At 64.3% G+C, this 19215-nt stretch carries 17 protein-coding genes; 8 read left to right on the forward strand and 9 right to left on the reverse strand.

What is annotated here, in order from left to right; translation table 11 throughout:
• Position 1: 1 nt before the first annotated feature.
• The 4 genes from ACN9MU_RS27035 to ACN9MU_RS27050 all read right to left on the reverse strand — a co-directional run bounded on the left by ACN9MU_RS27035 (position 2) and on the right by ACN9MU_RS27050 (position 5889).
• A complete protein-coding gene (locus ACN9MU_RS27035) occupies positions 2-1522 on the reverse strand; it encodes an MBOAT family O-acyltransferase (RefSeq protein WP_426343708.1) in 1521 nt (506 codons plus the stop codon).
• A 108-nt stretch (positions 1523-1630) separates the two neighbouring features.
• A complete protein-coding gene (gene dnaE, locus ACN9MU_RS27040; protein ID WP_426343709.1) occupies positions 1631-5170 on the reverse strand; it encodes a DNA polymerase III subunit alpha in 3540 nt (1179 codons plus the stop codon).
• A 60-nt stretch (positions 5171-5230) separates the two neighbouring features.
• Positions 5231-5650 carry a type II toxin-antitoxin system VapC family toxin gene (locus tag ACN9MU_RS27045; protein WP_426343710.1) on the reverse strand — a complete coding sequence of 140 codons (420 nt, stop codon included), beginning with the start codon at positions 5648-5650 and terminating at the stop codon, positions 5231-5233.
• Positions 5647-5889, reverse strand: a complete 243-nt coding sequence (locus ACN9MU_RS27050) for a type II toxin-antitoxin system Phd/YefM family antitoxin (RefSeq protein WP_426164506.1) — start codon at positions 5887-5889, stop codon at positions 5647-5649. The genes ACN9MU_RS27045 and ACN9MU_RS27050 overlap by 4 nt, the downstream gene beginning before the upstream one ends.
• Positions 5890-6017: 128 nt before the next feature.
• Between ACN9MU_RS27050 and ACN9MU_RS27055 the strand changes: the two genes are divergently transcribed.
• The gene (locus ACN9MU_RS27055; protein WP_426164509.1) at positions 6018-6320 is read left to right on the forward strand and encodes a c-type cytochrome; all 303 of its coding nucleotides are present in this window, start codon (positions 6018-6020) and stop codon (positions 6318-6320) included.
• Positions 6321-6529: 209 nt separating this feature from the next.
• Positions 6530-7411 carry a sulfurtransferase gene (locus ACN9MU_RS27060; protein ID WP_426164512.1) on the forward strand — a complete coding sequence of 294 codons (882 nt, stop codon included), beginning with the start codon at positions 6530-6532 and terminating at the stop codon, positions 7409-7411.
• Between the two features lie 164 nt (positions 7412-7575).
• On the opposite strand, the gene ACN9MU_RS27065 is transcribed toward ACN9MU_RS27060, so the two are convergent.
• The gene (locus ACN9MU_RS27065; RefSeq protein WP_426164515.1) at positions 7576-8994 is read right to left on the reverse strand and encodes a DEAD/DEAH box helicase; all 1419 of its coding nucleotides are present in this window, start codon (positions 8992-8994) and stop codon (positions 7576-7578) included.
• Between the two features lie 119 nt (positions 8995-9113).
• Here ACN9MU_RS27065 and ACN9MU_RS27070 point away from each other — a divergent pair, with 119 nt between their 5' ends.
• The 5 genes from ACN9MU_RS27070 to ACN9MU_RS27090 all read left to right on the forward strand — a co-directional run bounded on the left by ACN9MU_RS27070 (position 9114) and on the right by ACN9MU_RS27090 (position 14898).
• Positions 9114-12191 carry a diguanylate cyclase gene (locus tag ACN9MU_RS27070; RefSeq protein WP_426343711.1) on the forward strand — a complete coding sequence of 1026 codons (3078 nt, stop codon included), beginning with the start codon at positions 9114-9116 and terminating at the stop codon, positions 12189-12191.
• Positions 12188-12391 (forward strand): oxidoreductase-like domain-containing protein, encoded by a 204-nt coding sequence (locus tag ACN9MU_RS27075; RefSeq protein WP_426164521.1) that lies wholly within the window; start codon positions 12188-12190, stop codon positions 12389-12391. Before ACN9MU_RS27070 ends, ACN9MU_RS27075 begins: the two co-directional genes overlap by 4 nt.
• A gap of 103 nt (positions 12392-12494) precedes the next feature.
• A complete protein-coding gene (locus ACN9MU_RS27080) occupies positions 12495-13757 on the forward strand; it encodes an NRAMP family divalent metal transporter (protein ID WP_426164524.1) in 1263 nt (420 codons plus the stop codon).
• A gap of 5 nt (positions 13758-13762) precedes the next feature.
• Complete coding sequence (locus ACN9MU_RS27085) at positions 13763-14095, forward strand: hypothetical protein (protein WP_426164526.1); 333 nt, start codon at positions 13763-13765, stop codon at positions 14093-14095.
• A 29-nt stretch (positions 14096-14124) separates the two neighbouring features.
• Positions 14125-14898, forward strand: a complete 774-nt coding sequence (locus ACN9MU_RS27090) for a substrate-binding periplasmic protein (protein WP_426343712.1) — start codon at positions 14125-14127, stop codon at positions 14896-14898.
• On the opposite strand, the gene ACN9MU_RS27095 is transcribed toward ACN9MU_RS27090, so the two are convergent.
• The 3 genes from ACN9MU_RS27095 to lpxO all read right to left on the reverse strand — a co-directional run bounded on the left by ACN9MU_RS27095 (position 14873) and on the right by lpxO (position 17232).
• On the reverse strand, positions 14873-15298 hold the full coding sequence (locus tag ACN9MU_RS27095; protein ID WP_426343713.1) for a hypothetical protein: 426 nt from the start codon (positions 15296-15298) through the stop codon (positions 14873-14875). The genes ACN9MU_RS27090 and ACN9MU_RS27095 overlap by 26 nt on opposite strands.
• Before the next feature lie 115 nt (positions 15299-15413).
• Complete coding sequence (locus ACN9MU_RS27100; RefSeq protein WP_426336373.1) at positions 15414-16298, reverse strand: alpha/beta hydrolase; 885 nt, start codon at positions 16296-16298, stop codon at positions 15414-15416.
• Between the two features lie 34 nt (positions 16299-16332).
• Positions 16333-17232, reverse strand: coding sequence for a lipid A hydroxylase LpxO (gene lpxO / locus ACN9MU_RS27105; RefSeq protein ID WP_426164536.1), 900 nt, complete (start codon positions 17230-17232; stop codon positions 16333-16335).
• A gap of 100 nt (positions 17233-17332) precedes the next feature.
• Here lpxO and ACN9MU_RS27110 point away from each other — a divergent pair, with 100 nt between their 5' ends.
• Positions 17333-18169: a methyltransferase domain-containing protein gene (locus ACN9MU_RS27110; protein ID WP_426343714.1), complete on the forward strand. Its 837-nt coding sequence runs from the start codon at positions 17333-17335 to the stop codon at positions 18167-18169.
• Between the two features lie 3 nt (positions 18170-18172).
• Here the strand turns inward: ACN9MU_RS27110 and ACN9MU_RS27115 are convergent, their stop codons facing one another.
• Positions 18173-19168, reverse strand: a complete 996-nt coding sequence (locus ACN9MU_RS27115; RefSeq protein WP_426319153.1) for an alpha/beta fold hydrolase — start codon at positions 19166-19168, stop codon at positions 18173-18175.
• Between the last annotated feature and the right edge of the window lie 47 nt (positions 19169-19215).

Raw genomic sequence — 19215 nt, forward strand, 5'->3', positions numbered from 1 at the left:
GTCAGAACTGGAAATAAAGGAACTCGCTCGGCCGCGAAAGGGCCAGCAGGCAAAACACCGCCAGCATGCCGGTCACCAGCGCCGGACGCGGCGCCGGCAGCCAGGCCAGGCGCGCTGGCGCCGTGGTGCCGTCGTGGTCCAGGGCCGGCTCGAAGCGATGCATGATTTGCTGCGTATTCGGCGCCAGGAAGGCCACCAGCGCGGCAACCGTCACCCAGCACCAGGTTTCGATGAACTGGGTAGCACCGCCCAGCGTCCACTTGATTCCCAGGGCGGCCAGCGCCTCGTGCAGGTTCCCCAGGCGGGCGCCGATTGCATCGGGCAACGCCACGCCGTACTGGCCGGACATGCCAGCCACGATGCGCATGGCGGAAGGCAGGTCTGCCGCGCGGAAGAACACCCAGGCATAGGCCACGGCGATGAAGGTCAGGGCCCGGGCCGCGACAGCGCCTGCCCTGCCGCCGCCCTGCCAGCCAAGGCGTGCCTTGAGCGCATGCCAGGCGTGTGCCAATACCAGGTAGGCCCCATGCAGCCCGCCCCACAGCACGAAATTCCAGCTTGCCCCATGCCACAGGCCGCCCAGCACCATGGTCAACATCAGGTTTGCCTTGGCACGCACGGCGCCGTGGCGATTGCCGCCGAGCGGGATGTACAGGTAGTCGCGCAGGAAGCGCGACAAGGTGATATGCCAGCGCCGCCAGAAATCCACGATGTTGAGCGCCTTGTAGGGCGAGTTGAAATTCAGCGGCAAATGCACGCCGAACATGCGCGACAGGCCGATCGCCATGTCCGAATAGCCGGAGAAATCGAAATAGAGCTGGAAGGTATATGCCAGCACGCCGCCCCATGCCAACAGCAGCGTGGGCTCGCCGGGCGCCGCAAACAGGGCGTTGGCATAGGGCGCCAGCGTATCGGCCAACAGCGTTTTCTTGGCCAGGCCAAGGATGAAAATGGTGGCGCCGACCGAGAAGTTCTCTGCCCGCGGCAAGGCATTCCGCGGATCGGCAAACTGCGGCATCATTTCCTTATGGTGCAGCACCGGCCCGGCCACCAGGTGCGGGAAGTAGGTAACGAACAGCAGATAGTGGATGAAGCGCCCTTCCTGCACAAAACCGCGCGCCGTGTCGACCAGGAAGGCGACCTGGGTGAAGGTGAAGAACGATATGCCGATCGGCAGCACCACTTGCAGCAGGTCTGCATGCTGGCCGGTCAGGCTGGTGTAGAAAAAGTTGGCGTACTTGTAGTAGCCGAGCAGCAGCAGGTTGGCCGCGACGGCGCCGCCAAGCCACCAGCGGCGTGCCCGGCCCTGCGCCCGGCGAATCAGCTGCGCGCAGCCGTAGTTGGCGACGATGGAGCCAAGCAGCAGCGGTACATAGCGCACGTCCCACCAGCCGTAGAAAAACAGCGAGGCCAGCGCCAGCCACGCCACGCCCCACTCCGGATGGCGGCGCGCGAGCAGGAAGTAGCCGGCCAGGGCGAGCGGCAGGAAACCCAGCAGGAAGCTGAAAGAGTTGAACAACATGATCGGCAGGCCACCATGCGAATGGTTGGGTACTACCGGATTATGTTGAGATATTAATAACGCCGTCGCACGATACCGCTGAGCTGCGCCGGCGTTCCGCGCACCGGGTTAATACTCGATTGCAACTTCCTGTGCCCCCAGGCCCTGCTCCAGCGCAATTTTCAGCGCATCCGACGGCGCCACGCGCCAGTCGTCGCCAAGCTGCAACACGCAGTCGATGCCTTGCGGCCGGACGCGCATCGACACCGGCAAACCGTATTCGTCGCGGTGCGGGCCGAGGATCTCGGCCAGCTTTGCGGTCGGCACGGCCTTCGGCAACGCCAGGCCGATCTGGCGGCCAAACTGGATGCGCGCGGCGGTGATGTTGTAGACCTTTTCCGCCGAAATGCGCAAGCCGCCGGAGAAGCGGTCTTCCGACACCTTGCCCGTGACGCACAGGAATTCGTCTTCCTTGAACATATGCTTGTTCGGCTCGAAGACTTCGTTATAGACGGTGACTTCGACCACGGCGGTCTTGTCGTCCAGCGTGACGATCAGCAGCTTGCCGCGCTGGGTCATCTGGGTGCGGATGCCGGAAATCACGCCGCACATCATGCGCGGTTCGCGCGACGGCTCGAGTTCGGACAGCTTGGTGCGCGCAAAGCGGCGCGCTTCCTGCTGGTAGGAGTCGAACATGTGGCCGGACAGGTAGTAGCCCAGTGCAATCTTTTCTTCCGCCAGCTTCTCGCGGTCGGTCCACGGAGTCGCCTGCACGTAATCCGGCGGCGCCACCAGGTCTGAATCGTCGCCGCCGAACAGGCTGACCTGGTTGGCCGACTTGGCTTCCTGGTCGGCGTATTCCATGGCAAAGCCCACGGAGGCAAACAACACCGCGCGGTCGACGCCGAAGCAGTCGAAGGCGCCGGAGCGGATCAGCGCTTCCACCGTGCGGCGGTTGATCTGCTTCTTGTCCACGCGCTTGCAGAAGTCGAACAGGCTGGTGAACGGGCCGCCCGCCTCGCGCGCGGCGATGATCGCCTCGATCGCGTTCTGGCCTGCGCCCTTCACGCCGCCCATGCCGTAGCGGATCTTGGTGGCCTTCTTGCCCGGCTCGCCGTCCGGGCGGAAGCGGTAGGAGGACTGGTTCACGTCCGGCGGCAGGATGGTCAGGCCGCACACGTCGATCGAGTCCTCGACCAGGATCTTGACCTTCTCCGTGTCGTCCATGGCCAGCGACATGTTGGCTGCCATGAACGCTGCGGTGTGGTGATGCTTGAGGTAGGCCGTGTGGTAGGACAGCAGCGCATAGGCAGCCGCGTGCGACTTGTTGAAGCCGTAGCCCGCGAACTTTTCCATCAGGTCGAAGATTTCGTCGGCTTTTTCGACGGTCAGCCCGCCCTCTTGCGCGCCCTTGCGGAAGATCTCGCGGTGCTCCGCCATCTCCTCGGCCTTTTTCTTACCCATGGCACGGCGCAGCATGTCCGCGCCGCCCAGCGAGTAGCCGCCGATGATCTGCGCCATCTGCATCACCTGCTCCTGGTAAACCATGATGCCGTAGGTTTCGGACAGGATGCCCTCGGTGCGGGGGTCGGGGTAATCGAATTTTTCGCCGTGCTTGCGCTTGCAGAAGTCCGGGATCAGGTCCATCGGGCCAGGACGGTACAGCGCCACCAGCGCGATAATGTCTTCGAAGCGGTCGGGCCGCGCGTCTTTCAGCATGCCCTGCATGCCGCGCGATTCAAGCTGGAACACGGCGACGGTTTTCGCCTTGGTCAAGAGCTCATAGGTCGGGCGGTCGTTCAGCGGCAGCTTGGCCAGGTCGAAGTCCTTGGTGCCTTCCGGATCGAGGTCCTTGATGTAGTTGACCGCGCGGTCGAGGATGGTCAGCGTGGTCAGGCCCAAAAAGTCGAACTTCACCAGGCCGACGGCTTCCACGTCGTCCTTGTCGTACTGCGACACCACGCCGGCATCGCCGCCCTGGGTGTACAGCGGGCAGAAGTCCGTCAACTTGCCCGGCGCGATCAGCACGCCACCGGCGTGCATGCCGATGTTGCGGGTAATGCCTTCCACCTGCTGCGCCAGGTCGAGCAGCTGGCGTACTTCTTCTTCGTTTTCCTGCCGCTCTTTCAGCAGCGGTTCTTCCTCGATCGCCTCGGCAATCGAAACCGGCTTGCCTGGCTTGAACGGAATCAGCTTCGACACGCCGTCGCAGAACATATAGCCGAAGTCCATCACGCGGCCCACGTCGCGGATTGCGCCTTTCGCCGCCATAGTACCGAAGGTAGCGATCTGCGACACCGCTTCGCGGCCGTACAGGTCCTTGACGTGCTGGATCACCAGTTCGCGCTTTTCCTGGCAGAAGTCAATATCGAAGTCGGGCATCGATACCCGTTCCGGATTCAGGAAGCGCTCGAACAGCAGGTTGTACTTCAGCGGATCCAGGTCGGTAATCTTCAATGCATACGCCACCAGCGAGCCTGCGCCGGAGCCGCGGCCCGGGCCGATCGGCACGCCGTTGTTCTTGCCCCACTGGATAAACTCCGCAACGATCAGGAAGTAGCCCGGGAACTTCATCTTGATGATGGTGTCGTTCTCGAACTTCAGGCGCGCCTCGTAGCGCGGGCGCTCCTTCTCGCGCTTCTCGGGATCGGGGAACAGCTGGACCAGGCGCTCCTCCAGGCCCTTCTGCGTTTCCGCCACCAGGAATTCGTCGATCGACATGCCCGGCGTCGGGAAGTTCGGCAGCTGCGGCTTGCCCAGGGTCAGCGTCACATTGCAGCGCTTGGCGATTTCCACCGAGTTTTGCAGCGCGGCCGGCAAGTCGTGGAACAGTTCCGCCATTTCGGCCTGCGTGAGGAAGCGCATCTGCTCGTTGAAACGCTTGACGCGCTTGGCATTGGCCAGCATCTCGCCTTCCGCGATACAGACGCGCGCTTCGTGGGCGATGAATTCGTCCTTCGACAGGAACTGCACCGGGTGCGTCGCCACGACAGGCAAGCCAAGCTTGGCCGCCAGCGCGACGGACTGGCGCACCTGCACCTCCTGGTTGGCCTGGCCGGCACGCTGGATCTCGACGTAGAAATGGCCGTTCGGGAAGATTTCCGCCCATTTGCGGGCATTGGCCTCGGCCAGGTCAAGATTGCTGTTTTCGATGGCCTGGCCGATGTCGCCAAAGTGCGCGCCGGACAGGGCGATCAGCGCATTGGCGCCGCTCTCGCCGGGCAGCAGCGGGTATTCCTTGTTGGCGCGGTCGCGCAGCCACTCGGTACGGATCTCGGCGCGGCCCTTGTACTGGTTGTTCAGCCACGCTTCCGACAGCAGTTCGCACAGCTGCAGGTAGCCCATGCGGTTCTTCGCGAACAGCATGATGCGATGCGGCTTGTCGCGGTTCTCGTCGTTGGTGATCCAGGCGTCGACGCCTACAATGGGCTTGATGCCCTTGCCGCGCGCCGACTTGTAGAAGCGCACCATGGCGAACATGTTCGCCAGGTCGGTGATGGCCAGCGCGCCCTGCTTGTCCTTGACCGCCGCCTTGATCATGTCATCGATGCGCACCAGGCCATCGACAATCGAGTACTCGGTATGCACGCGCAGGTGGACGAATTGCGGTCCCACCGGGGCTGCGGCTGGCGTGGCGTCTACTGGCTGGTCGATTGTTTCAATGCTCATGGGGCGGGCGGATTTCAAGTCGAATATCCCCCTATTTTAACGCCTGAGCTGCCTCTACCGCTATTCGTAGACGGTGCCGCCGGCCGCACGCATGGCCGCAGCCAACTGGCGGTCAAAAGTTGCCAACGCAGCGCCTGAGCGCATGGCTAGTGCCAGATAAGCGGCATCGTAAACGGAAAGGCCTGAGATTCTTGCACGCGCCAGTGCCTGGTGTTTAGTTGATGACAAAGACACATCTTCAGTCTTGATTGGCAAGGCATCGAGCAAATTCAAAAATTCGTCGACATGGGCCATCGTGAGACAGCCGCGCCTTTCTGCCACAAGCAAACCGTTCGCAATTTCGAGATGCCAAATCGCTGGAACCAGGATGTCTGCCGTCCCCAACGCCATTCGAAGCTTTCGCGCGCAATCGCGCTCAGCAGGGTCAAAGCGTTCAAAGCGCCACGCCATTGCCATTGACGCATCCAGGACCAGCTTCATTCTCGACCTTGCCGGATCCAGTTTCGAATTTCATCATCGCTGACGCCTTTGACCAACTCCAGTCTCCCAAGAGCGTCGACTGTCTCCTTGACATCGCGTTGCTCGCCCATACGCGACGGAACGAGGTCGGCAACCGGTTTTCCACGCACAGAAATGGTAAAACTTTCCCCCTCACCCACACTTCTTAGCAGCTCGGAAAACCTTGCCTTGGCATCAAATGCCCCTATCCTCTTGAACATAAGACCCCCAACGAACTAGCCTGTTGACTAGTTCAGTATAGGACGCGCGATAATTGCTTACAAATGAGGCCGCTGCTTCCGCGTGGCACGGCTAGAATCACCCTTACCAATCCCCCTTGGAGAGAAAGATGAAAATTGTTGCTGCTGCCCTGCTGATGACTGCCTCGCTGGCGGCCTATGCGGAAGAACCTGAGCAGTTGGCCAAATCGAAGAGCTGCTTCGCCTGCCACGCCATGGCCAAGAAGCTGGTGGGACCGTCGTTCAAGGATGTCGCGGCCAAGTACAAGAACGACAAGGGTGCTGAAGACAAGCTGATCCTGAAGGTGCTGCAGGGCGGTTCCGGCACCTGGGGCGCGGTGCCGATGCCGCCCAACCAGGTGACCGATGCCGAAGCGCACCAGCTGGTGCGCTGGGTCCTGGCGCAGAAGTAAGCGCTAACCGGAGCGCCCGCCTCACGCAGGCTTGCGAAGGCGGAAGGTGTTCTTGCTGATCAGGTGATCGCCGTTCGCGCGGCGACGCCTTGCTCGGATGCCATGTCGTAGAACGCCATAATGTCGCGCGCCGGCTGCCTATTATTTGGGCATTCCGCCGAGTGCGGCTATAATGTCGGCTGTTCCGGATTCAATCGATTACCAATCCCATGCAAGCAACCATTGAAAACGCGCCTGCAACGCCCGGCGCGGCACCAGCCGTTTACGTCAACATCGCGGCCTACAAATTCATCACGCTCGACAAGCTGGACGAGCTGCGCCCGCAATACCAGGACATCTGCGCCCGCCTGGGCCTGAAGGGCACCATCCTGCTGACCCCGGAAGGCATCAATATGTTCCTGTCCGGCACCCGCGCCAATATCGACGAGTACCTGGCCTGGGTGCGCAGCGACGCCCGCCTGGCGGACCTGGAAGTGAAAGAGAGCCTGTCGGCCGAGCAGTCGCACCGCCGCATGCTGGTGCGCATCAAGAAAGAAATCATCACCATGCGCCATCCGCTGATCCGTCCGGAAGACGGCCGCGCACCGCATGTGAAAGCCAAAGACCTGAAGCGCTGGCTCGACCAGGGCCACGACGACAACGGCAAACCGGTCGTGATGGTCGAAACCCGCAACGACTACGAAGTGGACGTCGGCACCTTCAACAACACGGTCGACTACCGCCTGACCAAGTTCACCGAATTCCCGGAGATCATCGAGAAGCACAAGGCCGACTTCGAAGGCAAGACCGTGGTGACCTTCTGCACCGGCGGCATCCGCTGCGAGAAAGCCGCGATCCACATGCAGAACATCGGCTACGACAATGTCTACCAGCTCGAAGGCGGCATCCTGAAGTATTTCGAGGAAGTGGGCGGCGCCCACTACACCGGCGATTGCTTCGTGTTCGACTACCGCACTGCGCTGAACCCGCAGCTCGAGCCAACCGAAACCAAGCAGTGCTTCGCCTGCCGCGCGGTGGTTACCCCGCGCCAGCAACTGGCGCCGGAATACGTGCCGGGGGTGTCGTGCCCTGCCTGCTTCGGCAAGCATTAAACGAGTGTCAGACCCTGCGGGTCTGACACTGCCTTGCCGGTTTTAGCGCGCGATTGGACAGGATTTGGAAAACCGGTAAACCGGTGTCTGACCCTCAGGGTCAGACACCATCGTCAACGATCAAAAAAAGGGCCCGTTCATCGACGGGCCCTTTTTACATCTCATCAGCCTTTCGGCAGGCCGCCCAGCAAGGCGGCGATCTTCTGCTTCGGCTTGGCCGGTGCGGCCGGCGCGGCGGCGGCAGGCGCGCCGTTGCTGCGGGTCGGCTCATACGGTTTCAGGAACCATGGGTCGACCTTCTCGCGGCGAGGTGGTGGTGCGCCTTCACGGCGTTCCCCACTGCGCGGCGCGCGGTCGCTCTGGGTGCGGTCGCGGCGGCGGTCGCCATGGCGCTCATCGCTGCGGAAGCCGCCCGGTACGAAGCCTTCCAGCGTGCCGCGCGGGACGGTCTGCTTGATCAGCTTTTCGATGTCGGCCAGCAGGCGTTCATCCTTGTCCGAGTAGATCGAGATCGCGTCGCCCGAGGCGCCGGCGCGGCCGGTACGGCCGATGCGGTGCACATAATCTTCCGCGTTATACGGCAGGTCGAAGTTGATGACGCAAGGCAGGTCGGAAATGTCCAGGCCGCGTGCCGCCACGTCGGTAGCCACCAGCACGTCGATCTCGCCTTTCTTGAAGGCTTCCAGCGCCTGCATGCGTTCCTGCTGCGTCTTGTCGCCGTGGATGGCGGCCGCCTTCATGCCCTCGGTCACCAGGCCGCGCGCCAGGCGCGAGGCGCCGATCTTGGTATTGGAGAACACGATGACCTGCTTCAGCTCGCGCTGGCGCAGGATGTGGGCGACCGCGTCGCGCTTGTGGTCTTCGTTGACCTTATAGACTACCTGGGTCACCTTGTCGGCGGTAGCGTTGGAGCGCGCCACCTCGATGGTGATCGGATCGGTCAGGAAGCTCGATGCCAGCTTCTTGATCTCCGGCGAGAAGGTGGCCGAGAACATCAGGTTCTGGCGCTTCTTCGGCAGCAGGTTGATGATGCGCTGCAGGTCGGGCAGGAATCCCATGTCCAGCATGCGGTCGGCTTCGTCCATGACCAGCATCTGCACCTGGCCCAGCGAAATATTCTTTTGCTCCACGTGGTCCAGCAGGCGGCCCGGCGTGGCGATCACGATTTCCACGCCGCTGCGCAGCTTTTCAGTCTGCGGCTTCATGTCCATGCCGCCGAAGACCACGGTGGAACGCAGCGGGGTGTGCTTGCAATATGCAGCCACGTTTTCCGCCACCTGCACCGCCAGCTCGCGGGTCGGCGCCAGCACCAGGGCGCGCACCGGATGGCGCGCCGGGCTCATCGACGTATTCGCATGGGCCAGCAGCAGCTGGATGATCGGCAGGGAAAAACTGGCCGTCTTGCCGGTACCGGTCTGGGCGGCACCCATCACGTCGCGGCCCTGCAGCAGGATCGGGATCGCTTTCGCCTGGATCGGCGTCGGGTGCACATAACCCTGGTCGGTCAGCGCGCGCAGGATTTCCGGCGCCAGGCCGAAATCGGCGAACTTTACTTGCTCAGGGGTGTTCTCAATGTCAGACATACAATTCTTAAGGTTAACAGCGGCCAACCCCGCATGATACCCGAGAACTGTGGTAAAGCGCATGGATTGGGGCAGCGGAGCGGAAATTATTGCTGGGATGGAAGCTATAATGTCACTAAATGAATGCTACTGACGCCCGCGGCTGGCACCTGAGCCGCTTTATTTTGCTGCTTATCCTGGCAAGCTGCCTGCTCACTGCCATCGCCCAGGCTGCCGCGCCTACCCTGCGCTTTCGCAAGCTCGGGCCGTTAGGCAATGACGAACCTTCAATGTTATCGCTGCTGCAAGACCAGCGCGGCTTCATGTGGATCGGCACCCAATCGAACGGCCTGTACCGCTACGATGGCTACCGTGTCACCAAGTACCGCAGCAAGGCCGGCAACCCGCGCGCCCTGCCGCATGACCGCGTTGCGGCGCTGTTTGAAGATGGCCAGGGCCGTTTGTGGGCCGGCACCCAGGACGGCCTGGCGCGCTTCAACCCGGCCAGCAACGATTTCACGACTTTCTTGCCGGTCAACGCGCCCAATAACGGCCGCATCATCCGCGCCATCGTGTCCGATGGAAAAGGCGGCATGTGGCTGGCCACCTGGGGCGGCCTGCAGCACTTTGACCCCGGCAGCGGCACCTTCACCGTTCATGTGCACGATCCGGCGCGCCCGGGCAGCCTGGGCGGCAACGACCTGAATGCACTGGCGGCCGATAGCAAGGGCGGCGTCTGGGCCGCCACCTGGCCAGGCGGCCTGGACTACCTGCCTGCCGGGGCCAGCGAGTTTGAACACCGCCGCGTCGACAAGGGCCAGGATCCGAACGCGCGCGCCAACATCGTGCGCGCCCTGCAGTTCGACCGCAACGGCGTGCTGTGGATCGGCACTGAAGGCGGCGTCTGGCGCTGGGACAGCAGCAAGCCGTGGGAAACACGCGACAGCGTGCCAGTGCCCGACAGCCGCGTCACCAGCTTCTATTTCGACCGCGACAATACCTTGTGGGCCACGACCCTGTCGGCCGGCCTGCTGCGCTGGGATGCAACGGCGCAGCGCTTCGACCAGTACAGCCACAACAGCGACGACCCGTATTCTCTGCCGGGCGACAATCTGCGTGCCATGCTGCAGGACCGCGGCGGCATGCTGTGGATCGCCTCGTTTACCGACGGCATTGCCCTGGTTAACCTGAGCAGCAGCGGCTTCACGCGCTACCTGCCGTACCGCCTGGACGGCCGCCATGGCCGCGCCAACAACGCCTTGCTGAGCCTGGAGAATGGCCCGCACGGCACGGTCTGGATCGGCGGCAACCTCGGCATTGGCTTGTTCGACCCCGCCAAGGGCGAAGTGCTGCGGCGCTACCATGCCGACGATCGGCCCGGCTCGATGAACAGCAATATCGTCTACAGCCTGTACCAGCAGCCCGGCGGCCCGCTGTGGGTGGGCACGGCCAACGGCTTGAACCGGCTGGATGCGCTGGACGGCAAGTTCCAGCTGGTCCGCTTCGGCAATACCGCCAGCGACTTCATCAATTCCATCGCACCCGGCAAGGATGGCGTGCTGTGGCTGGGCACGGGCAACAGCCTGGTACGCTACGACACGCTGCGCGACCGCTCCCTGCTGTTCTACCACGACCCGCAAAACCCGGACAGCCGCAGCGTCGGCGGCACCAGCGTGGTGCTGGAAGACAGCAAGGGCCGCGTGTGGATGGGTTCGGAATTCAACGGCGGCGGGCTCGACCTGCTGGACCCGGCCACCGGCAAGTTTCGCCACCTGCGCGCCGGCGGACCGGAAGGCATGATCGACGATAACGTCACCGCGCTGCACCAGGACGCCGCCGGCCGGCTCTGGATCGGCACCTCGCGCGGCCTGCTGCAGCTGGAAGAGAGCGCTCGCGGCGACTTGCGGCTGCGCTCGCATGCCGCCGCCGTGCAGCACCTGAAGACACTGGCCATCCAGTCCGACGCCAGGGGCAGGATCTGGATCAGCACGCTGGCTGGTCTGTTCCGCCTCAACCCCGGCAATGGCTCGGCCCAGCTCTACACCGTGGCCGACGGCATGACCGACGGTTTCACCACCAATGCCTCGGCGCCGGGCGCGGACGGCAAGCTGTACTTCGGCGGCGTGCACGGCATGACCGGCGTCGAGCCGGAGCAGGTGCGCAGCAACTCGGTGCCGCCGCAGGTGGCCATTACCGATATCAAGCTGTTCAGCCACTCGCTCAGCGAAGGCCGCTTCCGCGACCAGGCCTGGCTGGAAGGCCCGCTGACGGCGCCCACCGGCCTGGTGCTGTCGTCGCAGGCGACCGCCTTCACCATCGAATTCGCGGCCCTGCACTTCACCGAGCCTTCGCAAAACCGCTACGCCTACCAGCTGGAAGGCTTTGACCCCGACTGGCAGGAAACCGATGCCGAACGCCGCGTGGCCACCTATACCAACCTCGACCCGGGCCGCTACGTCTTCCGCGTGCGCGCCGCCAACCACCACGGCAGCTGGAGCAAACAGGCCGCCACCCTGGAGGTGACGATCACGCCGCCGTTCTGGCAGACCACCTGGTTCCGCCTGGCCGCAGCCGCCGTGATCCTGGGCGGGCTTTGGAGCCTGTACCACTGGCGCATCCGGCGCCTGACACGCCTGCAGGCCGTGCTCGAGCAGCAGGTGGCCGCCCGTACCGCCGAGCTGGAAGACTCCAACCGCAAGCTCGAAGCGCTGAGCCAGACCGACGGCCTGACCGGCGTCAGCAACCGGCGCGGCTTCGACCTGGCGCTGGAAGCGGAATGGCGGCGCGCCCAGCGCACCGGCCAGCCGCTGGCGCTATCGATGCTGGATGTGGACTACTTCAAGAAATACAATGACCGCTATGGGCACCTGGCCGGCGATGCCACGCTGCGCGCAGTGGCGCGCGTGATCACCGAGCATGGGCGGCGCAGCTCGGACCTGGTGGCGCGCTACGGCGGTGAAGAATTCGCGCTGCTGTCGGTAGCCACCCCGGGCGCCGATGCGATCGGCGTGGCGCAGACCATCTGCGCCGAACTGGCGCGGCTGCAGCTTCCGCACGACGCCTCGCCGTTCGGCCTGGTGACCATCAGTATCGGCGTGGCGGTGCTTGTGCCGACCGAAAACAGCCGCCCCGAGCAACTGGTACGCCTGGCCGACGAAGCGCTCTACCGCGCCAAGCAGCGCGGCCGCAACCAGGCCTTGCTGGCAATGGAAGAATGATGGACGACACTGAAGCACCTGCCGACGACCCCAAGCCGCAACCGCCGGCCGAACCCGGCCCCGACGACTGCTGCCACAGCGGCTGCACCTGGTGCGTGCTCGACCTCTACTACGACGACCTGGAGCGCTACCGCATCGCCCTTGCCGCCTGGGAAGCTCGCCAAAAGCAAGTCGGGGTCAGGTCTGGCAATCCGCCATAAAGCGCACATTCGTGCGCTTTATGGCGGATTGCCAGACCTGACCCCGACTTTCATGTTCGTGACTTAACGGAAGGCTGCTCCTGCTCCCGCTAGCATCGGGGGCATGGAACAGCAGAGCCAATCATGGCTGGACAAGCTCGGCCCGGGCCTGGTATCGGGGGCTGCCGACGATGATCCCAGCGGCATCGCCACCTATTCCCAGGCCGGAGCGCAATTCGGCCTGGGCATGCTGTGGCTTGGGCTGTTCACCTATCCGCTGATGGTCGGCATCCAGGAAACCAGCGCGCGCATCGGCCGCACCAGCGGGCGCGGGCTGGCTGCCAATATGCGCCGCTGCTTCCCGGCCTGGCTGCTGTACTGCATGGTCAGCCTGCTGCTGCTTGCCAACACCATCAATATTGCTGCCGACCTGGCCGCCATGGGTGACGCGCTGCACCTGGTGGCGGGCGGCAAAGCGCAGTGGCATGCCCTGGCTTTCGGCTTGCTGTCGGTAGCGCTGCAGGTCTTCATCCCCTACCAGCGCTACGCGCGCCTGCTAAAATGGCTGACGCTGGCCCTGCTGGCCTATGCCGCCACGGTGCTGGTGATCGACGTGCCCTGGCGCGAGGTGGCCAAGCGCACCTTCTCGCCGCACATCCAGTGGAACAAGGAATACCTGACCACCATGGTGGCGGTGTTCGGCACCACCATCAGCCCCTACCTGTTCTTCTGGCAGGCCGCGCAGGAAGTGGAAGAACTGCAGGCAGACCCGGAGGCCGAACCGCTCAAGCGCGCGCCGCGCCAGGTGCGCCCGCAACTGCGCCGCATCAAGCTCGATACCGCTATCGGCATGGGCTTTTCCAACCTCGTGGCATGGTCGATCATGCTGACCACCGCGGTCACGCTGCATGCGCACGGCATCTTCCACGTCGGCTCGTCAGCCCAGGCCGCGGCGGCGCTGCGGCCGATTGCGGGCGAGCTGGCGTTTGCGCTGTTCGGGCTGGGCATCATCGGCACCGGCCTGCTGGCGATTCCTGTGCTGGCCGGGTCGGCGGCCTACGCCATGGCCGGTGCGTTCAACTGGCGCAGCAGCCTGGAACTGGAACCGCTGGCCGCGCGCAAGTTCTACGCCATCATTACCGCCGCCACGCTGGCCGGCGTCTGCATTGGCTTCTTGCCGATGGACCCGATGCGCGCGCTGTTCTGGAGCGCGGTGGTCAACGGCGTGGTGGCGGTGCCGGTCATGGTGGTGACCATGCTGCTGTCGACCCGGCGCGGGGTGATGGGCGAGGTGGTCCTGTCGCGCCGCCTGCGCGTCCTGGGGTGGTCCTGTACAACAGTGATGGCCCTGGCCGTTTTGGCCATGTTCGCCAGCATGGTAAGCTAGCGGACATGGACAAACGACACTTCCTGCTGGCCCTTGCGGCCGCAATGACCCTCCCTGCCCTGCCAGCGCTGGCCGCCGAGCCTCGCCCATTCCCGCCCAACGCCAAGCGCGGCAAGATTACCTTCGGCTATGCGCCGGACATCGTTGTCGACGGCAAGCCGCGCCAGCTTTCGCCAGCTGCACGCATCTTCAGCGATGAAAACCTGACCGTGGTGCCGAGCGCGCTGGCCGATGCGACCTTCATCGTCAACTACACGGAAGACATGAACGGCAATCTCAACCTGGTCTGGATCCTGACTTCGGAAGAAGCGCGCCTGCCGGCAGCCAGCGCGCGCTGAGACCGGGTCGCGACGCCCGGAGGCGCGCCATGGCACGACCGCACCTGTTGCTAGTGTTTTGCAGCGCCCTCGCTGCGGCGCCGGCTGGCGCCGATACCATCGTCAAGGCCTACAACAGTTATCGCGGGCCGCCCTACATCGACGGCAAAAGCGGCCTGGCGCCCGACCTGGTGCGCTATGTGAACCGCAAGCTCGAAGGCCGCTATACGCTGCAACTGGTGTCGTTGCAACGCCGCCAGCTCAACCAGCTGATGGAGGCATCCGGCGGCTTCGACGGGGTGGCGCTGTTCCTCTCGCCGGCCTTCATCGGCGACGTGCCGCGCAAGCGCTTTCACTGGAGTCCGCCCTTCCTGGACGACAGCAATGTCATCGTGTCGCGCATCGACAATCCGGTGCTCTACCACGGCCCGGCTTCGCTGGTCGGCCTGCGCTTTGCCGGCATTTACGGCAACCGTTATCCCGGCATCGACGAATACGCCGGCAAGAGCCTGACGCGCAGCAATGCGCCCGATGCCATGAGCAACCTGCGCAAGCTGGCGGCGGGACAGGCCGATTTCACGGTGATGCCGCTGAGTGCTTTCCGTTACCTGCGGCGCCAGATGGACAGGGAAAAGCTGCCCCTGGGGCAGTTGCATGTGGGCGACAAGCCCTTCAGCCAGTTCGGCCGCCATTTCGTGCTGGCGCGCGATGCCGGGGCGCTGGCGGCGGAGCTGGACAAGATCGCTGCCGCCATGCCCTGCGATCGCGCGTGGCGCCGCATCGCGCTGCGCTACCACTTTACCGTCGCCGACGCTTGCCGCTGAAGCGGGCAGCGGCGCGGAAGGCAAGCAGCAACACCAGGCTCATGCCGCACAGGGCTTGCAGCGTCGGCTTGTGCGCGGAATCATCGACCGTTTCGTACTTGCTGCCCGACAGGACGTTATTGACCAGGGCCGGATCGACGTCCAGCATCATGCTGCCAAGGTTGGCCCGGGCCCGGCCCGCGCTGCCCGCCGGACTGAAGGGGAATTCCTGCTGGTCCACCAGCCGTTCCTCGAATGCGGGAGCGCCATCATCGCCGGTGCTGATGTCGAACAGTTCGGGGCCGGCGGCAGGGCCGGCGCTGCCGGCACCTAGTGCCTGGGAGCTGGACAGCAGCGCAGCGCACGCCCCATGGCTCACGGATAGCAGCAAGGCGCAAACGCCCAGCCCCAGCTTCCTCATTTATTTCCTCTAGTTAATTTTACTTAACCAGACATTAAGCAATAATCTCACCAAGCAATATAAGTTGCTGATTTTAAATGCAGCGTTTTTTCATCTGTAAAGAATTCCGACAGGCTCAGGACTTGAGCAGGCTGTCGATGAAGGCTTGCACCGCACTCGTATAGCCGCTGTCGGCGCCAAGCTGCAGGTTGATGTCGCGATGGCTCTTCGCCTGCTCCAGCACTTCGGCGCGGCTGCCGCTGGCGTGCAGCCGTTGCGCAAAATCGTGGGCCTGGCGGCAGGAGCTGTCGCGCTGGCTGGAGCACACCAGCAGCATCGGCTGCGCGCCCGTTTGCAGCGCGTGGGCCGGCGATACCTTGCGCCAGAAGGCCGGATCGCTGCCGAATGCTTCGTCGTACAAGCGCGGGTGGCGCTGTTCCATGATCTGCGGCACATCCAGCGCACCGCTGTCGAGGGCAATGGTGCCGAGCCAGCTGCTGCCGGCCGCCAGCGAAGGCTGGGCCGACAACAGCGCCACCAGGTGCGCCCCGGCTGAATGGCCCATCAGGATGAAGCGGCGCGCATCGCCGCCCCAGGTGGCGGCCTTGTCCTGGGCCGTGGCCAGCGCCAGCGCCACGTCCTGCGCCTGCAGCAGCGGATCGGCATCGGGCAGCATGCGGTAGTTGATCGAAATGACCAGGTAGCCGCGCCCCGTGAAATACGGCACCTTGTTCTCCACCACGGCCGTTTCGGCCTTACCGCCGATGCGCCAGCCGCCGCCGTGCACCATGAAAATGACGGGGGCCCTGGACGCTGCCTGCGCAGGGAGGTAGACGTCGAAACGCTGGCGGGGATCGCTGCCGTAGGGGATGTCGCGCAAGGCTTTGCCGGGGGCGGCGTCATGCGCAGTGCGGGACGCCTGGCGTTCCAGCAGCCGGTCGCGCAAGGGGCCGGCGCCGGCTGCAAGGGTGGTGGCGCCCAGCACGATGGCCAGGACGCCGGCGGGGACTCGGTGCCGCATGCTGCCTCCTTTTGACGAGGCAGCGCGGGCCGCCTCACATGTAATAGATTGCTGCTGCGAGGCCGATGATAAGGCCAAACTTGGTGAACTTGTAGACGGTCTTGTTCCAGGCCTTGAAGGCGCGGCGGTATTTGCCGGCGTAGAAGGAGACGCGGAACAGCTTCGACACCAGGCCGACCTGGTCGCCCTGCTCGTTGGGCGAGGCGGCGGCAGTCATCATGGTGCGGCCGAGGAAGCGGTTGATCGCCTGCGCCCAGCGATAGCGCATCGGACGCTCCACGTCGCAGAACAGGATGATGCGGTCGCTCTCGGAACCGTTGATGGCCCAGTGAATATAGGTTTCATCGAAGATCACGCCCTGGCCGTCGCGCCAGCTATGGCGCTCGCCGTCGACGTCGATGAAGCAGCGGTCGTCGTTCGGCGTGGCCAGGCCCAGGTGGTAGCGCAGCGAGCCGGCGAACGGGTCGCGGTGCGGATTGAGCTTGCCGCCCGGCGGCAGTTCGGCAAACATGGCCGCCTTCACCGACGGGATCGCGGCCAGCAGCGCATAGGTCTGCGGGCACAGTTCCTGGGCCGAAGGGTGGCTGGCGTTGTACCACTTCAGGTAAAAGCGCTTCCAGCCATTCTTGAAAAAGGAATTGAAGCCGGCGTCGTCGTTCTTTTCCGACGCCTTGATCTTCTGCAGGCGCAGCAGGTTTTCCGCTTCGGCGCGGATCACTTGCCAGTTGTCTTCCAGCGGCTTGAGTTCCTTGAAGGTGTCAACCGGCAGGTAGGGCGTGGATGGCACGCGCGAGAACCAGTGCATGAAGATATTGATGGGGGCCATGAACGACGAGTGGTCGAACAGTTGGCGGCCGATCGGGAGACGTACCTTGCCACGGAAGTGGATATGCAGGACGGACAGGATGTAAAAGCCGACAACAGCCCATTTCATTGCGAAACCTCGGAAAGATCCAAACCTGCGATTCTACCGCAGTCTGCAAAGTGAGTATTTGTGAATATCGCAACAATGTAAGCATGCTATCGTGGCGCGCATGACTTGTATTATTTGCTACGCCCCATTGAAGACCGGCCTGTCAGGCTGGCACCGGACCTGCCCCGGCTGCGCCTACGAAGGCGCAGCCCATTCCGCCACACCCGCGACAAGCGACGAAGACCTGCGCGAAGCGTCCCTGAATGCGCTGCGCCAGGAGAACTGCCGCACCATCGTCGCCCTCACCCGCCAGTTCGCGGCGCCGCGCGCCAACACCTTGCTTGACGTGGGCAGCGCCCATGGGTGGCTCCTGGAGTCGGCAGCCTGCGCGTTCGACGTGCTGGGGGTCGAGCCGGACGAAGTGCTGGCCCGGCAGGCGAGCGAGCGCGGGCTGCCGGTGCGCCTCGGCTACTTCCCCCAGGCGCTGACGGACGGGGAGCAGTTCGACATCATCGTGCTGAATGAAGTGATCGAACATATCCCCGATATCCGCGCCGCCCTGCGCGACTGCCACCAGCACCTGGCCCCGGACGGCACGCTGGTGCTCAACCTGCCCAGCAGCCGCGGCCTGTGCTACCGCCTGTCCAAGCTGTTCGCCCGCGTCGGGCTGCATGGCCCGTTCGACCGGCTGTGGCAGAAAGGCATGCCTTCGCCGCATGTCCATTACTTCAACCCGGCCAACCTTACCAGGCTGGTGGAGCGAGAAGGCTTCACGCTGCGCCACAGCAGCGAACTGGCCGTAGTGAAAAAGCAGGGCATGTGGCGCTGGATGACCGTGTTTGGCCAACTCCATCCATTCAAGGCGCCGCTGCGCTACCTGGGCATGCGCTGGCTGCTGCTGCCGCTGATGCGGCTATTCCCCAGCGATATCATGGTGTGCATCTACCGCAAGCGCTAGGCATCAGGCGCTGCGCCACAGCGCCAGCGCTTCCCGCGCCACCAGGCCTGGCTGCTCCTCGGGCCAGAACAGCTTGCCGCCTTCGATGCGGCGCACGCCCTTGCTGTTGCCGAATGCCTGCTCGAGATAGTCGGCGCCGCGCGGCGGGAAGATTTCATCGGCCATGCCCCACAGCACGCGCACCGGCGCCGTGCTGGCCTTCAGGGCGGGCTTGATGCCGTGCAGGGCATTGCGTTCCAGCGCAGCGATGTAGCCGTGCAGGCGCTGCGGGTTGTCGACCAGGGGGCGCAGGTAGGTTTCGAACACCTCGTCCGCCAGCGCGGCCGGCCGGGCGTAGCAGATGCCGCCCAGGCCTTCGGGCGAGCGCGCCTTGTCCTTGTCGGCCAGCCAGGGCGCCAGCCACTCCTGCGCGAACTTGCCCTGCTTTGCCAGTTCGATCACCGGCTGCATGGCCGGCGGCGGGCAATCGAGTTCGGTGTCGCAGTTGGCAAGCAGCAGGCTGCGCACGCGCTCGGGATGCAGCACCAGGAACAGTTGCGCCACGGCGCCGCCGCTGTCGCTCGCAACCACGTCAACCTTCTCGACGCCCAGCTTGTCGAGCAGTTCGGCCAGCATGGCGACCTGGCCTTCCGGATCGAGTTTGGCTTGCGGCGCCGGTTCGCTATGGCCAAGGCCAAGAAAGTCCGGCGCGATGCAGCGGCGATGCGGCGCCAGGCGCGCTATTGCGCCGCGCCACTGGAAGCTGTTTAGCGGCAGGCCGTGCAGGAACAGCGCTGCCTGCGGGCCGCGTCCGCGCTCGACCACCGCAACGCGTCCAGCGCTGGTGGCCACAAAGCGCCGCGAGGCGCGCCACGCACGCGCATCGCGCGCCGCCTCGGCCCGCAGCGCCGCATCGGCGGGCGCCAATTCCTTCGCCGCGCCCGCGGCGCTGGCAGGGCGCGCCACGCCGGCCGCAGCGGCGAATGCAATGGCGGCTTTCAAAAGGCTTCTGCGATTCATGCTCATCTCCTGCAAGACGGGTTTCGATGGGATGCATGATCGGGCCG

This window comes from Pseudoduganella sp. R-32 (genome assembly GCF_049913245.1).
GTDB lineage: Bacteria > Pseudomonadota > Gammaproteobacteria > Burkholderiales > Burkholderiaceae_D > Rugamonas.

Coding starts and splice junctions, on each gene's coding strand:
- ACN9MU_RS27035 (WP_426343708.1), bottom strand. CDS start 1,522: ATGTTGTTCAACTCTTTCAGCTTCCTGCTGGGTTTCCTGCCGCTCGCC.
- dnaE (WP_426343709.1), bottom strand. CDS start 5,170: ATGAGCATTGAAACAATCGACCAGCCAGTAGACGCCACGCCAGCCGCA.
- ACN9MU_RS27045 (WP_426343710.1), bottom strand. CDS start 5,650: ATGAAGCTGGTCCTGGATGCGTCAATGGCAATGGCGTGGCGCTTTGAA.
- ACN9MU_RS27050 (WP_426164506.1), bottom strand. CDS start 5,889: ATGTTCAAGAGGATAGGGGCATTTGATGCCAAGGCAAGGTTTTCCGAG.
- ACN9MU_RS27055 (WP_426164509.1), top strand. CDS start 6,018: ATGAAAATTGTTGCTGCTGCCCTGCTGATGACTGCCTCGCTGGCGGCC.
- ACN9MU_RS27060 (WP_426164512.1), top strand. CDS start 6,530: ATGCAAGCAACCATTGAAAACGCGCCTGCAACGCCCGGCGCGGCACCA.
- ACN9MU_RS27065 (WP_426164515.1), bottom strand. CDS start 8,994: ATGTCTGACATTGAGAACACCCCTGAGCAAGTAAAGTTCGCCGATTTC.
- ACN9MU_RS27070 (WP_426343711.1), top strand. CDS start 9,114: ATGAATGCTACTGACGCCCGCGGCTGGCACCTGAGCCGCTTTATTTTG.
- ACN9MU_RS27075 (WP_426164521.1), top strand. CDS start 12,188: ATGATGGACGACACTGAAGCACCTGCCGACGACCCCAAGCCGCAACCG.
- ACN9MU_RS27080 (WP_426164524.1), top strand. CDS start 12,495: ATGGAACAGCAGAGCCAATCATGGCTGGACAAGCTCGGCCCGGGCCTG.
- ACN9MU_RS27085 (WP_426164526.1), top strand. CDS start 13,763: ATGGACAAACGACACTTCCTGCTGGCCCTTGCGGCCGCAATGACCCTC.
- ACN9MU_RS27090 (WP_426343712.1), top strand. CDS start 14,125: ATGGCACGACCGCACCTGTTGCTAGTGTTTTGCAGCGCCCTCGCTGCG.
- ACN9MU_RS27095 (WP_426343713.1), bottom strand. CDS start 15,298: ATGAGGAAGCTGGGGCTGGGCGTTTGCGCCTTGCTGCTATCCGTGAGC.
- ACN9MU_RS27100 (WP_426336373.1), bottom strand. CDS start 16,298: ATGCGGCACCGAGTCCCCGCCGGCGTCCTGGCCATCGTGCTGGGCGCC.
- lpxO (WP_426164536.1), bottom strand. CDS start 17,232: ATGAAATGGGCTGTTGTCGGCTTTTACATCCTGTCCGTCCTGCATATC.
- ACN9MU_RS27110 (WP_426343714.1), top strand. CDS start 17,333: ATGACTTGTATTATTTGCTACGCCCCATTGAAGACCGGCCTGTCAGGC.
- ACN9MU_RS27115 (WP_426319153.1), bottom strand. CDS start 19,168: ATGAATCGCAGAAGCCTTTTGAAAGCCGCCATTGCATTCGCCGCTGCG.